Annotated in this window: 13 protein-coding genes and 1 riboswitch; of the genes, 6 read left to right on the top strand and 7 right to left on the bottom strand. The window is 61.2% G+C overall.

From position 1 onward, the window contains the following. Positions 1-915 (bottom strand): LysR family transcriptional regulator, encoded by a 915-nt coding sequence (locus tag BLU37_RS09430; RefSeq protein ID WP_090204294.1) that lies wholly within the window; start codon positions 913-915, stop codon positions 1-3. 257 nt (positions 916-1,172) lie between these two features. Here BLU37_RS09430 and trhA point away from each other — a divergent pair, with 257 nt between their 5' ends. Continuing rightward, positions 1,173-1,790 carry a PAQR family membrane homeostasis protein TrhA gene (gene trhA / locus BLU37_RS09435; RefSeq protein WP_090204296.1) on the top strand — a complete coding sequence of 206 codons (618 nt, stop codon included), beginning with the start codon at positions 1,173-1,175 and terminating at the stop codon, positions 1,788-1,790. Positions 1,791-1,794: 4 nt separating this feature from the next. Here the strand turns inward: trhA and BLU37_RS09440 are convergent, their stop codons facing one another. Both BLU37_RS09440 and BLU37_RS09445 read right to left on the bottom strand, forming a co-directional pair. Beyond that, entirely contained in the window at positions 1,795-2,514 is a 720-nt protein-coding gene (locus tag BLU37_RS09440; RefSeq protein WP_090204300.1) for a 16S rRNA (uracil(1498)-N(3))-methyltransferase, read from the bottom strand. Positions 2,515-2,592: 78 nt separating this feature from the next. Beyond that, positions 2,593-3,999, bottom strand: coding sequence for an adenosylmethionine--8-amino-7-oxononanoate transaminase (locus tag BLU37_RS09445; RefSeq protein WP_010444874.1), 1,407 nt, complete (start codon positions 3,997-3,999; stop codon positions 2,593-2,595). A 345-nt stretch (positions 4,000-4,344) separates the two neighbouring features. Between BLU37_RS09445 and BLU37_RS09450 the strand changes: the two genes are divergently transcribed. Both BLU37_RS09450 and BLU37_RS09455 read left to right on the top strand, forming a co-directional pair. Then, positions 4,345-4,896: a cytochrome b gene (locus BLU37_RS09450; RefSeq protein ID WP_090204303.1), complete on the top strand. Its 552-nt coding sequence runs from the start codon at positions 4,345-4,347 to the stop codon at positions 4,894-4,896. Positions 4,897-4,927: 31 nt separating this feature from the next. Next, entirely contained in the window at positions 4,928-5,506 is a 579-nt protein-coding gene (locus BLU37_RS09455; protein ID WP_090204306.1) for a YceI family protein, read from the top strand. A gap of 75 nt (positions 5,507-5,581) precedes the next feature. On the opposite strand, the gene BLU37_RS09460 is transcribed toward BLU37_RS09455, so the two are convergent. From BLU37_RS09460 to ahcY, 4 genes are all read right to left on the bottom strand, one after another. Continuing rightward, complete coding sequence (locus BLU37_RS09460) at positions 5,582-7,450, bottom strand: DEAD/DEAH box helicase (protein WP_090204309.1); 1,869 nt, start codon at positions 7,448-7,450, stop codon at positions 5,582-5,584. A gap of 305 nt (positions 7,451-7,755) precedes the next feature. Then, the gene (locus BLU37_RS09465; protein ID WP_090204312.1) at positions 7,756-8,514 is read right to left on the bottom strand and encodes a substrate-binding periplasmic protein; all 759 of its coding nucleotides are present in this window, start codon (positions 8,512-8,514) and stop codon (positions 7,756-7,758) included. A 139-nt stretch (positions 8,515-8,653) separates the two neighbouring features. Then, the gene (gene metF / locus BLU37_RS09470) at positions 8,654-9,499 is read right to left on the bottom strand and encodes a methylenetetrahydrofolate reductase [NAD(P)H] (RefSeq protein WP_010444862.1); all 846 of its coding nucleotides are present in this window, start codon (positions 9,497-9,499) and stop codon (positions 8,654-8,656) included. 186 nt (positions 9,500-9,685) lie between these two features. Then, positions 9,686-11,095, bottom strand: coding sequence for an adenosylhomocysteinase (ahcY, locus tag BLU37_RS09480; RefSeq protein WP_090204318.1), 1,410 nt, complete (start codon positions 11,093-11,095; stop codon positions 9,686-9,688). 21 nt (positions 11,096-11,116) lie between these two features. Next, positions 11,117-11,222: riboswitch (S-adenosyl-L-homocysteine riboswitch) on the bottom strand. Between the two features lie 196 nt (positions 11,223-11,418). Between ahcY and BLU37_RS09485 the strand changes: the two genes are divergently transcribed. The 3 genes from BLU37_RS09485 (at position 11,419) to BLU37_RS09495 (ending at position 13,352) form a co-directional block, all read left to right on the top strand. After that, entirely contained in the window at positions 11,419-11,829 is a 411-nt protein-coding gene (locus BLU37_RS09485; protein WP_010444856.1) for an acyl-CoA thioesterase, read from the top strand. Between the two features lie 54 nt (positions 11,830-11,883). Beyond that, positions 11,884-12,744, top strand: coding sequence for a formate/nitrite transporter family protein (locus BLU37_RS09490; protein WP_090204320.1), 861 nt, complete (start codon positions 11,884-11,886; stop codon positions 12,742-12,744). Positions 12,745-12,965: 221 nt separating this feature from the next. Further along, positions 12,966-13,352 (top strand): MAPEG family protein, encoded by a 387-nt coding sequence (locus BLU37_RS09495; RefSeq protein WP_010444853.1) that lies wholly within the window; start codon positions 12,966-12,968, stop codon positions 13,350-13,352. The last annotated feature ends 11 nt before the right edge of the window (positions 13,353-13,363 follow it).

The following is a 13,363-nucleotide window of genomic DNA, read 5'->3' on the forward strand; positions in this document are numbered from 1 at the left end:
TCAACGCCGGTGGTTGGCGTACATCCGGCACTCCGCAAGGAGTGCCAGCAGGTTCGGATCGCGTTCCTTGGCCTTGAGGAACACCACGCCGATATGCTGTTGCAGGTGGTAACGCGCCTGCAACGGGATCAGTTTTACCCGGTTCTCGTACACGGCGGCGATCCGCCCCGGCAGCAGGGCATAGCCGACGCCTGAACTGACCATGCTCAACAGGGTGAAGATGTCATTGACCTGCATCGCCACCTTGGGCTCGAAACCCGCCTGCTCGAATACCCGGTTGCCGTCACGGTGAGTGGCAAAACCCTGGGTCAGGGTGATGAAGGTCATGTCACGCAGGTCCGCCAGATCGACCTGTTCCTGATGGGCGAAGGGCGAGTCGGCGGGGGTGGCGAGAAAGATATCGTCGGAGAACAGGGGCAGGTGTGCGCAGTCCGCGTCATGGGTGGTTTCGTCCAGCGACACGAGGATCGCGTCCACTTCCATGTTCCTGAGCTTGTACAGCAGATCGATGTTCGAGCCGAGGATCAGGTCGATGTTCAGTTCGCTGCGGCGGATCTTCAGGCCCATGATCAGTTGCGGCACGGTCTTCACCGTCAGCGAATAGAGCGAGCCGAGCTTGAAGCGTTCGGCGGAGAAACCGGCGGCTTCGCGGGTCACGCGGATGCTCTCGACCACGTCCTGAATCAGTTTCTGCGCCCGTTCTTCCAGCACATAGGCGCTTTCCAGCGGCGTCAGGTTACGTCCCTCATGCTTGAACAACGGGCAGCGCAGGGCATTTTCCAGAGAGTGGATGGCGCGGTGCACGCTGACGTTGCTGGTCTGCAGCTCGGCCGCCGCGCGGGCCAGATTGCCGGTGCGCATGAAGGCCAGGAACACTTCCAGCTTTTTCAGGGTCAGTTCTTCATCGATCAACATGGGCCGGACTCTTTTTCGAATGCTCCGATTGTGCCCAAGTCCCAGGTGGTTGGCCGAGGCTTTTTTCCGCAGCAGCTTTTCCTGACGGGGCGGATTGCCTTGTCCATCAACCGACGAGGTTGCTGAGGGCGGCGTGTTTCCTCTTTCGAAGCAGGAAGCAGCTGTATAGGGTATCGGGCTCATGGGCTGGGTATTGCGTTGCGCGCGGCCAGGCCCGAGTCTGATGCAGTGTTCTGGTCAATGGAGGTAGGTGGCAGATGTATCACGGGGAACGACTCAACGCCTGGACTCATTTGGTAGGAGCGGTGCTGGCGTGCATCGGCGCCATCTGGCTGCTGGTGATGGCGAGCCTGGATGGCAGCCCCTGGAAGATCGTCAGCGTGGCGATCTACGGGGTCACGTTAATGACCCTGTATAGCGTTTCGACCGTGTACCACAGCGTACGCGGGCGGGCGAAGGTGATCATGCAGAAGGTCGATCACCTGTCGATCTACCTGCTGATCGCCGGCAGCTACACGCCGTTCTGCCTGGTCACCCTGCGCGGGCCGTGGGGCTGGACGCTCTTCGGCATCGTCTGGGGCCTGGCGGTCATCGGCATGTTGCAGGAGATCAAGCCGCGTTCGGAGGCGCGGGTCCTGTCGATCGTGATTTATGCGGTGATGGGCTGGATCGTGCTGGTGGCGATCAAACCCTTGCTGGCGGCGCTGGGCATGGCCGGGTTCATCTGGCTGGCCACGGGGGGCGTGCTGTATACCCTGGGTATCATCTTCTTTGCCCTGGACCACCGGCTGCGCCATTCCCATGGGATCTGGCACCTGTTCGTGATCGCCGGCAGTCTCCTGCACTTCGTGGCGATCTCCTGGTACGTGATCTGACTGGTCAGAAGTCGCCCCAGAGCTGCTGGGCCACCGCCAGGGCAACCACCGGCGCGGTTTCGGTGCGCAAGACGCGCGGACCGAGGCGCGCCGTCCAGTAACCGGCTCGTGCCGCCTGCTCGACTTCGGCATCCGACAGGCCGCCTTCCGGGCCGATCAGAAAGGCCAGGCTGGCGGGCTTGGGGTGACTGGTCAGCGGCTCGGCGACCGGGTGCAGCACCAGTTTCAGCTCGGCTTCGGTCTGTTTCAGCCATTCATTGAGCAGCAGTGGCGGGTGGATCACCGGCAGGGTGGAGCGACCGCATTGCTCACAGGCGCTGATCGCGATCTGCCGCCAATGAGCCAGGCGCTTGTCGGCGCGTTCGTCCTTGAGTCGTACCTCGCAGCGTTCGCTGACGATCGGGGTGATTTCGCTCACGCCCAACTCGGTGGCTTTCTGGATCGCCCAGTCCATGCGCTCGCCCCGGGACAGGCCCTGGCCGAGATGCAGATGCAGCGGCGAGTCCGGCTGGCCGGCGAAGGTTTCGGTCAGTTGCACGCGCACGTGTTTCTTGCCGACTTCCAGCAGGCTGCCGAGGAATTCGTTGCCCGAACCGTCGAACACTTGCAGCGCGTCACCCTCGGCCATACGCAGTACGCGGCCGATGTAGTGGGCCTGGGCTTCCGGCAACTGGTGTTCGCCGGGGCTCAGGGGGGCGTCGATAAAAAAGCGGGACAGTCTCATGGTGTATCTCTGAATATCGAAATGATGTGTTGCCGGGCCGGACCCATTCGCGGCGGTGCGGCGTCATGGGCCTGCACCCTAGCCCGGATCACGGAAGTCCGGGTGGAAGTTCTTCGGCACGGCCACGCTGACCGCGCTGCGGGTGGCGATGTCGATCCCTTCGCTGGCCACCTCGGCGAGGAAATCGATCTGCTCCGGGGTGATCACGTAGGGCGGCAGGAAATACACCACGTTGCCCAGCGGCCGCAATAGGGCGCCACGCTCCAGGGCATGCTGGAACACCTTGAGGCCACGCCGCTCCTGCCACGGGTAGGCGGTTTTGTCGGCCTTGTCCCGGACCATCTCGATCGCCAGGGCCATGCCGGTCTGGCGCACTTCGGCCACATGCGGGTGATCCACCAGGTGCGCGGTGGAACTGGCCATCCGCTGGGCCAAGGCGCGGTTGTTCTCGATGACGTTGTCCTGCTCGAAGATGTCCAGGGTCGCCAGTGCCGCCGCGCAGGCCAGCGGATTGCCGGTGTAGCTGTGGGAATGTAGGAACGCCCGCAGGGTCGGGTAGTCATCGTAGAAGGCGCTGTAGACATCCTCGGTAGTCAGGCAGGCCGCCAGGGGCAGGTAGCCGCCGGTGAGGGCCTTGGACAGGCAGAGGAAATCCGGGCGGATACCGGCCTGCTCGCAGGCGAACATCGTGCCGGTCCGGCCAAAGCCCACGGCGATTTCGTCGTGGATCAGGTGCACGCCATAACGGTCGCAGGCCTCGCGTAGCAGCTTGAGGTAGACCGGATGGTACATGCGCATGCCGCCAGCGCCCTGGATCAGCGGCTCGACGATGACCGCGGCGACGCTCTGGTGGTTGTCGGCCAGGGTCTGCTCCATGACCTGGAACATCGTGCGCGAATGCTCTTCCCAGCTCATGCCCTGCGGCCGCAGGTAGCAATCCGGGCTTGGCACCTTGATGGTGTCCAGCAGCAGCGCCTTGTAGGTTTCGGTGAACAGCGGCACGTCGCCGACCGACATCGCCGCCACGGTTTCGCCGTGGTAGCTGTTGGTCAGGGTGATGTAGCGTTTCTTCTGCGGTTGGCCACGGTTGAGCCAGTAGTGAAAGCTCATTTTCAACGCGACCTCGATGCACGACGAACCGTTGTCGGCATAGAAGCAGCGGGTCAGTCCCTCGGGTGTCATCTTCACCAGGCGTTCGGACAGCTCGATCACCGGCTGATGGCTAAAACCGGCGAGGATCACGTGTTCCAGCTGGTCGACCTGATCCTTGATCCGCTGGCTGATGCGGGGATTGCAGTGGCCGAACACATTGACCCACCAGGAGCTGACGGCATCGAGGTAGCGCTTGCCGTCGAAATCCTCCAGCCACACGCCGTCGCCGCGCTTGATGGGAATCATCGGCAGTTGCTCGTGATCTTTCATCTGGGTGCAGGGATGCCACAGCACCGCGAGGTCGCGTTGCATCCACTGGTTGTTCAGGCTCATTTCCAATCTCCCACGGGCCGCTTGCGACAGGCGCCGGCCAACAATCGCGCAAGCCTATGCAATGCCGGACGAAGCGACAACCCGTGCCGGCTATCCAGACATCCATGGAATGGGCGAAAAGCCCGGCCGACGTGGCTTGCAGCCGCGCCAAGGATTATTTACAGATACCCTGGATAAACTCGTTCGCCAGCCTGTCCCAGATAAGCGGCTACCTTAATATTTTCTTAACTCGCTTGTCCCAGACTTATGATCGTATTTCTCGATATTTCAAAGCGAAATTTTTCGCTTTAATTCGATAGGTAAATCATTAGTCTTGGGCGCAGTACTTACAGGATCTCTTCGACCATGCAGCTACGTAATTCATCCTCTCGCTACGGTGCTGTCAGCATGTTCCTGCATTGGGGCGTGGCGCTGGTGGTCTTCAGTCTTTTTGCGCTGGGCCTGTGGATGGTCGGTCTCGATTATTACAGCGAATATCGCAAGGCTGCTCCGGACCTGCATAAAAGTATCGGCTTGACCCTGTTCGCGGTGATGGTTGTACGGGTGCTCTGGCGTTTCGTCAGTCCGCCGCCGCCAGCACCGTCCAATCATGGCCGGTTGACTCGCCTGGGGGCGAAGTTCGGTCATGCGCTCCTCTATCTGGGGCTGTTTGCCCTGATGTTCTCTGGGTACCTGATTTCCACCGCAGAAGGTGTCGGGATTCCGGTGTTCAATCTGTTCGACGTGCCGGCCTGGATTTCCAGCATCCCCGATCAGGCGGATGTCGCGGGCACGGTTCACCTGTACCTGGCCTGGACGGTAGTGGTTTTTGCCGTCCTGCACGGCCTGGCCGCTCTGAAACACCATTTTATCGATCGTGATGCGACGCTGACCCGCATGCTGGGTCGCAAAGCCTGATGTTCAACCTCGACTCAAAAGGAATAGAAGTATGTTGAAAAAGACTCTCGCCGCTCTGGCAATCGGTACCGCACTGTTCACTGCCGGTCAGGCGATGGCCGCTGACTACGTGATCGACAAGGAAGGCCAGCACGCTTTCATCGATTGGAAAATCAGCCACCTGGGCTACAGCTTCGTTCACGGTACTTTCAAGGACTGGAGCGGCAAGTTCAGCTTCGACGCCAAGGCGCCTGAAGCCAGCAAGATCGAAGTCGAGCTGAAAACCGCCAGCCTGTTCTCCAACCACGCCGAGCGTGACAAGCACATCGCCAGCAAAGACTTCCTGGACGTCGCCAAGTATCCGGAAGCCAAGTTCGTCTCCACCGCCGTCAAGTCCACTGGCGCGAAAACTGCTGACGTGACCGGTGACCTGACCCTGCACGGCGTGACCAAGCCGGTGACCTTCAAGGCAACCTTCAACGGTGAAGGCAAGGATCCATGGGGCGGCTACCGTGCCGGCTTCAACGGCACCACCACCCTCAACCTGAACGATTTCGGTATCAAAGGCCCAGGTCCATCCTCCCAGACCCTGGACCTGGATATTTCGTTCGAAGGCGTACAGGCCAAGTAATACTTCAAGCTTGTCTGCATAACAAAACGCCCCCGGTTCGTGAGAACCGGGGGCGTTTTCATTGCCGTGGAAAACTCAGCGATTGCGGGTCAGCAACGCCGGTTTTTCGCCACGTGGGCGGTTCGGCAACTGATCCAGTTGCTCAGGCGTCAGGGAGCGATCGATCTTTGGCTCCTTGTGCATGATCTTCGGCTGGTTTTCACGCGGGCTTTTCACGGCCGGTTCCTGACGGGCCGATTGCTCGTCCCGTGCCGGGCGGCGGCTGCGCGAATCATCGCGGCGTGGCTGGCCGTCGCGCGATGCGCCGTTGCGGCCATTGCGTTTCGGCGTGCCAGCGCCTGCTCCGGACCCAGTGCTGGCGCCCGTGCCATTATTGCTGCGCTGGCTATTCTGGCGACCTTGGGCCGCACCACTGGCGCTGCTACGTGGGGCGCCCGGTGCGGCGGTGCCTGGACGGCGACCACGGCCCTGGTTTTTCGGCGCTGCCGGCGGCACGTAGTCGACGCGATTGCCGAAGTTGTCCACATCATCATCCAGGAACTCTTCCGGATCACGGTCCGGGGCCGGGCGTGGCACTTGGCGTGGTTGTGGGTCACGGGGTTTCTGCTCGCGGGCTGGACGTTCGCCACGACCGCTGCTCGCCGATTTTTCCTTTTCCTTGCCGCCCTTGTCCTTACCCTTGTCCTTGCGACCACTGCCGCCGCCTTTGTCCGACTCACCCCGAGGGGCGCGGGCATTGCGCGGATTGCGGCCTTCCGGACGCTCGCGCACTTCCGGTTTTTCGGCTTCCACGGCACTGGCGTCAAAGCCCACCAGGTCGCCATCGGCGATCTTCTGCCGGGTCATGCGCTCGATGCTTTTAAGCAGCTTCTCTTCGTCCGGGGCAACCAGGGAAATCGCCTCGCCCGAGCGCCCGGCGCGGCCGGTACGACCGATACGGTGGACGTAGTCTTCATCGACGTTCGGCAGCTCGAAGTTGACCACGTGTGGCAGCTGGTCGATATCCAGGCCACGGGCCGCGATATCGGTGGCGACCAGGATGCGTATTTCGCCAGCCTTGAAGTCGGCCAGGGCCTTGGTGCGGGCGTTCTGGCTCTTGTTACCGTGAATCGCCGCAGCGCTCAGGCCATGCTTGTCCAGGTACTCGGCCAGACGGTTGGCGCCGTGCTTGGTACGGGTGAACACCAGCACCTGTTCCCAGGCACCCGTGGTGATCAGGTGGGCCAGCAATGCCCGTTTGTGGCTGGCGGCCAGGCGGAACACGCGTTGCTCGATGCGCTCGACCGTGGTGTTCGGCGGCGTCACTTCGATGCGTTCCGGGTTGTGCAGCAACTTGCCGGCGAGGTCGGTGATGTCCTTGGAGAAGGTTGCCGAGAACAGCAGGTTCTGCCGTTTGGCCGGCAGTCGTGCGAGAACCTTTTTCACGTCATGGACGAAGCCCATGTCGAGCATGCGGTCGGCTTCGTCCAACACGAGGATTTCCACGTGGGACAGGTCGACGCTGCCTTGTCCGGCCAGGTCCAGCAGGCGGCCCGGGCAGGCGACGAGCACGTCGACGCCACGGGCCATGGCCTGCACCTGCGGGTTCATGCCGACACCGCCGAAGATGCAGGCGCTGACGAACTTCAGGTCGCGGGCATAGAGCTTGAAGCTTTCATGGACCTGGGCGGCGAGTTCGCGGGTTGGGGTCAGGACCAGCACGCGAGGTTGGCGCGGGCCGTGGCGCTGGGATTTGTCCGGGTGACCATTGGGGAACAGCCGCTCCAGAATCGGGAGGGCGAAGCCGCCGGTTTTACCAGTACCTGTCTGTGCGGCGACCATCAGGTCGCGGCCTTGCAACACGGCGGGAATGGCCCGCTGTTGCACCGGAGTAGGCTCGGTGTAGCCGGCAGCCTCGATGGCGCCGACCAAAGCCTCGGAGAGACCGAGGGAAGCAAAGGACATGAGTAATCCTGTTCAGTTAGGGCAAAGCCCGATGGGAATCTTGCCTGGCGCGAATGGCGTCTGGGCGCTGAACGAACGTGGCCGGTAGTATGTGCGGCGTTTTTTCATCCAGTCCTGGAGGACGCAATCCCGTCCGGTAATGCTGGATCTTGAGGCTCTACGCACAGCGCGCGCTGGCTCTTTGGCGGCGCAGGTCACTGTGTCGGAATACCTGATGCAAGGTCGAGCGTCCGGGCGTAAGCCTGGCGGGAAGGGGCAGTATAACAGAGCAATCGTTCTGTGCTGCTTTCCTGCTGCTCAACGGTTCACCGGGCTTTCTTGGCGCTGTACGTGCCGGTATAGCGGGCAAGGAGTTCGGTGTAGGCCGGTTCACGCTTGAAACGCTTGAGTTCGGCGTTGAAACGCTGCATCAGCAGATCCATCCCGGCGTTGCGGCGCAAGGCCAGGTACTGCCTGTTGCGGCTGATCACGGTGGGGTATTGCGCGATCTGCTCCTGCAGGTTCAAGGCGTGCAGGGTGTAGTGGCCGACCCGGCGGTCGGTGATCACCAGGTCGACGCGCCCCAATGCCAGTTTGCCGAAGTTGGACTCCTGGCTGGGTGCCGGTTCGCGCTTGAACAGGCGCGACTCGTTGAATTGCGGGCTGTACTGGTAGCCGGGGGTGACGCCCACGGTCAGCCCCCGAAGGTCGTCCAGGCTGTTGAAGGGGTGGGGGTGCGCCTTGGCGTAAAACAGTACGAACTCCACTTCGGAAAGGGCTTCGTCGGGATACAGCAGACTGTCATCGCGCTGGCTGTTGTGAAAGATATCCAGGACACCGTCCGCCTGGCCTTGTTCGATCATCGCCAGGCAACGTTTCCAGGGCATGAACTGCCACTCCACGTCTATTCCCAGGCGCTGGAAGACAATCGCTGTGGTTTCGTAGTCGAGCCCTCTGGCCTGGCCGCTCTCCTCATAGGCATAGGGTGCCCATGGGTCGGTGACGATGTGCAGCCGCTCACCCCGAACCGTCAGGCTCAGGCAGGTGAGGAGGAGGGTGGTCAGAATCTGGACAATGACGGGCATTGTCAGAGGGTACGATGGGGCGGTAGCAAATAGCCAGAGCCTTGTGAGGGCTCTGGGTCAGGGTATTGCCACTAGAAGAGCTTATTAAAAAGGCCCGGGCTTGTGCGAGGATCTTTTCACTGAGCTGCCCTTACTGCAGTCAACGTGGCAGCTTGAGGTTGTTCCAAACCGCCAGGCTCGGTTCGGCCAGGTTCAGGGTGTAGAAATGCAGCCCTGGAGCGCCGCCTTGCAGCAGGCGTTCGGACATCTCGGTGACGACCTGCTCGCCGAATGCCTGGATGCTCTGGCTGTCATCACCGTAGGCTTCCAGCTGTTTGCGGATCCAGCGTGGGATTTCTGCACCGCAGGCGTCGGAGAAGCGCGCCAGCTTGCTGTAGTTGGTGATCGGCATGATGCCCGGCACGATCGGGATGTTCACCCCCAGTGCCCGTACGCGATCGACGAAGTAGAAATAGCTGTCGGCGTTGAAGAAGTACTGGGTGATCGCACTGTCGGCACCGGCGTTGGCCTTGCGCACGAAATGCTGGATGTCGTCCTCGAAGTTGCGTGCCTGCGGATGCATTTCCGGATAGGCGGCGACTTCGATGTGGAAATGACTGCCGGTCTCTTCACGGATGAAGCTGACCAGATCATTGGCGTGGCGCAGTTCGCCGCTGGCCATGCCCATGCCGGATGGCAGGTCGCCGCGCAGGGCGACGATGCGCTTGATGCCGGCGTCCTTGTACTGGGTCAGCAGGCCGCGCAGGTCGTCCTTGCTGTCGCCCACGCAGGACAGGTGCGGCGCAGACGGAATCTTCACTTCATTCTCGAGCTGCAGCACGGTGTTGAGCGTGCGGTCGCGGGTCGAACCACCGGCGCCATAGGTGCAGGAGAAGAAGTCGGGGTTGTGGCTGGCCAACTGGCGGGCAGTGGCAAGCAGTTTTTCATGCCCAGCATCGGTCTTGGTCGGGAAGAACTCGAAGCTGTAGCGACGATCTTGGGACATGGTAATACCTATGGAAGCTCAGAATACCGATGTGCAAGCGGCGGTGGGGCTCTCCGACAGGTCCGCGATGCAGGCCCCACGGCTTTTCAGCCATATCGAGGCGTTGCTATCGCAGGCAAGTCGGGGCGCCGCACCGCCGCTCCCACAAAAGCCTGCTCTCGCCGGGAGAGCAGGCAGCCAGACCAATCAGTAGCGGTAGGCGTGCGGCTTGAACGGACCTTCGACGCCCACGCCGATGTAGTCGGCCTGGGTCTTGGTCAGTTGGGTCACCACGCCGCCGAAGCCGCGGACCATTTCCAGGGCCACTTCTTCGTCGAGTTTCTTCGGCAGTACTTCAACGGTCAGGCGCTCGGCTTTCTGGGCTGGCGACAGGTCGGCGTATTTCTGGCCGAACAGGAAGATCTGCGCCAGTACCTGGTTGGCGAACGAACCGTCCATGATACGGCTTGGGTGACCCGTGGCGTTGCCCAGGTTCACCAGACGGCCTTCGGCCAGCAGGATCAGGTAGTCGTCGTTCTGTGGGTCGAAATCGCCATGGCCGGTACGGTGGATCTTGTGTACCTGTGGCTTCACTTCTTCCCATGCCCAGTTCTTGCGCATGAAAGCGGTGTCGATTTCGTTGTCGAAGTGACCGATGTTGCAGACCACGGCACGCTTCTTCAGGGCCTTGAGCATGTTGGCATCGCAGACGTTGACGTTACCGGTGGTGGTGACGATCAGGTCGATCTTGCCCAGCAGGGCCTTGTCGATGCTGGCTTCGGTGCCGTTGTTGATCCCGTCGATGAACGGCGAAACCACTTCGAAGCCGTCCATGCAGGCTTGCATGGCGCAGATCGGGTCGACTTCGGTGACCTTGACGATCATGCCTTCCTGACGCAGGGACTGGGCCGAACCCTTGCCCACGTCACCATAGCCGATCACCAGGGCCTGCTTGCCCGACAGCAGGTGGTCGGTGCCACGCTTGATGGCATCGTTCAGGCTGTGACGGCAGCCGTACTTGTTGTCGTTCTTGCTCTTGGTGACCGAGTCGTTGACGTTGATCGCCGGGATCTTCAGCTCGCCCTTGGCCAGCATGTCCAGCAGGCGATGTACGCCGGTGGTGGTTTCTTCGGTGACGCCGTGGACTTTTTCCAGTACGGCTGCATATTTCTTGTGCAGCAGTTCGGTCAGGTCGCCGCCGTCGTCGAGGATCATGTTGGTATCCCACGGTGCGCCATCCTTGAGGATGGTCTGCTCCAGGCACCACTCGTATTCCTGCTCGGTTTCACCTTTCCAGGCGAAAACCGGGATACCGGCAGCGGCGATGGCGGCAGCGGCCTGGTCCTGGGTCGAGAAGATGTTGCAGGACGACCAGCGTACTTCGGCACCCAGGGCAACCAGGGTTTCGATCAGCACGGCGGTCTGGATGGTCATGTGGATGCAGCCCAGGATCTTGGCGCCCTTGAGCGGTTGCTCGGCCAGATACTTGCGACGCAGACCCATCAGGGCTGGCATTTCCGATTCGGCGATGATGATTTCGCGACGGCCCCAGGCAGCCAGGGACATGTCGGCGACTTTGTAGTCAGTGAAATCTGCAGGCGTGTTGACAGCGCTCATAGAGAGCCTCCATTCGTAATGTGCGAATGGGCGCCGTTGTGCGTTTAGTATCCGGACGCGTATCACGACCGGAGAACGCCCCATCCGAGCCTGACAGGTCGGACCTGCTGCAGCGCCCCTCGGACGGGTGGCGGGAAAACGGTATCAGCTGAAGATGACCGTTTTGATCGGCGCTGATTATAGCGGCCTGCTGCGCACTTCCCAAGGGTTTCCGTCGGTTCGATGAAGAATGCTCATGACGACCATAGTCGAGTGCTCATAGAGCTTGACCGTACGGTCTGCCATGATAGCCGGCATCAATGGCAAGACGGTCAGGAGCGCGCATGAATTTCCACACCCGCAAATGGGTCAAACCCGAAGACCTCAACCCCAACGGCACCCTGTTCGGCGGCAGCCTGCTGCGCTGGATCGACGAGGAAGCGGCGATCTACGCCATCGTCCAGCTGGGCAACCAGCGGGTAGTGACCAAATACATTTCCGAGATCAACTTCGTCAGCGCCTCGCGCCAGGGCGACATCATCGAGCTGGGCATCACCGCCACCGAATTCGGCCGTACCTCGATCACCCTGACCTGCGAGGTGCGTAACAAGATCACCCGCAAGAGCATCCTGACCGTGGAAAAGATGGTCTTCGTCAACCTCGGCGAAGACGGCCTGCCGGCGCCCCATGGCCGGACCGAAATCAAGTACGTGAAGGATCAGTTCAAGGACGACGAGACCGCCTCCAGCCAGTGAACAGCTGCCAGCCCCTGGTGTCCCATTTGCAGGCACACCTTGGGGCAGGCTTCGATGGATACGCAAAAAGACGGCAAGACTCCCGATCTGTCGCCCGAAGAGCGGCAGGACGTCGAGCGCAACCAGCCGCCACGGGCGGCGGTGTTGCATGAAATCATCCGCCTGCAGGGCGATCAGGAACTGGAACGCAGCGTGGCCGCGCTCGCCTGGTCAGCGCTGGCTGCCGGCCTGACCATGGGCCTGTCGCTGATGGCAATGGGCTTGCTCAACTCCCGGTTGCCGGAAGGCGAAGCGTTCAAGGTGATCGCCAGCTTCGGGTATTGCGCAGGCTTTCTTGCGGTGATCCTCGGGCGTCAGCAGTTGTTCACGGAAAACACCCTGACGGCGGTGCTGCCGTTGATGAGCCAGCCGACCCTGTTCAACCTTGGCCGTTTGCTGCGGTTGTGGGGCGTGGTGCTGGCAGGCAACCTCTGCGGCACGTTGCTGGTGGCCTATGTGATGCTGCATCTGCCGATCTTCGACGCCAAGACCGACCTGGCTTTCCTGGAGATCGGCCGCAAGGTCATGGAGAATGAACCGCCACAGATGTTCGCCAAGGGCATCGTTTCCGGCTGGATGATCGCCACCATGGTCTGGATGATTCCGTCCATGGAAAGCGCGAAAATGTGGATCATCGTCCTGATCACCTACCTCATGGCGCTAGGGGATTTCACCCATATCGTGGTTGGCTCGGCCGAGGTTTCGTATCTGGTGTTCGCCGGGGAATTGTCCTGGCACGAGTTCTGGTTACACTTCGCCGGCCCTACGCTGGCCGGCAATATCATTGGCGGCAGCTTTATCTTCGCCCTGATCAGTCATGCGCAGATTCGCAGCGAAAGCTCAGGGTCGGAGTCGGGGGCGTCGTCTCGAAAGTGACCGATTGGTCTCTGTGCGTGTGTGTTGCATTCGTGGAGGCGTGTTGATCGCCACGTTGTGAACCTATTTGTACAATGTGCCCCCGGAGGGGGTGTTATGCGCTAGTGTTGTGGTCGCTGCGGCTGGCTCAAGGGGGCGAGCCGTGGTTGTGCGCGAAACCAGCGTGCTTGCGTTGCTGGTCGGCCTGTTCATCATGAAACGCTAATAACAAGGACCTTGTCATGACTCCAGCATTCTGGTGTGTATTGATCGCGATCATCCTGCCGTACCTGTGCACTGGCATTGCCAAGTTCAGTGGCGGCAAGTACGGGCCCCGGCAAAACCACGATCCGCGGGCGTTTCTGGAAACCCTCGACGGTTTTGCCAAACGCGCGCATTCGGCGCAATTGAACAGTTTCGAAGTGACGCCGGCCTTCGCGGCGGCGGTGATCATTGCGCATCTGGCGGGACACGCCTCGCTGGTGACAATCAATGTGCTGGCGGTGCTGTTCGTCACCAGTCGGCTGCTGTACATCATCTGCTACCTGGCTGACTGGGCGGTGTTGCGCTCGGTGGTGTGGTTGGTGGGGATGGGGTTGATTCTGAGTTTCTTCTTCGTATCCATCTGAGGTCTGGCGAA

Source organism: Pseudomonas asplenii, from assembly GCF_900105475.1.
In the GTDB taxonomy this organism is placed as follows: domain Bacteria; phylum Pseudomonadota; class Gammaproteobacteria; order Pseudomonadales; family Pseudomonadaceae; genus Aquipseudomonas; species Aquipseudomonas asplenii.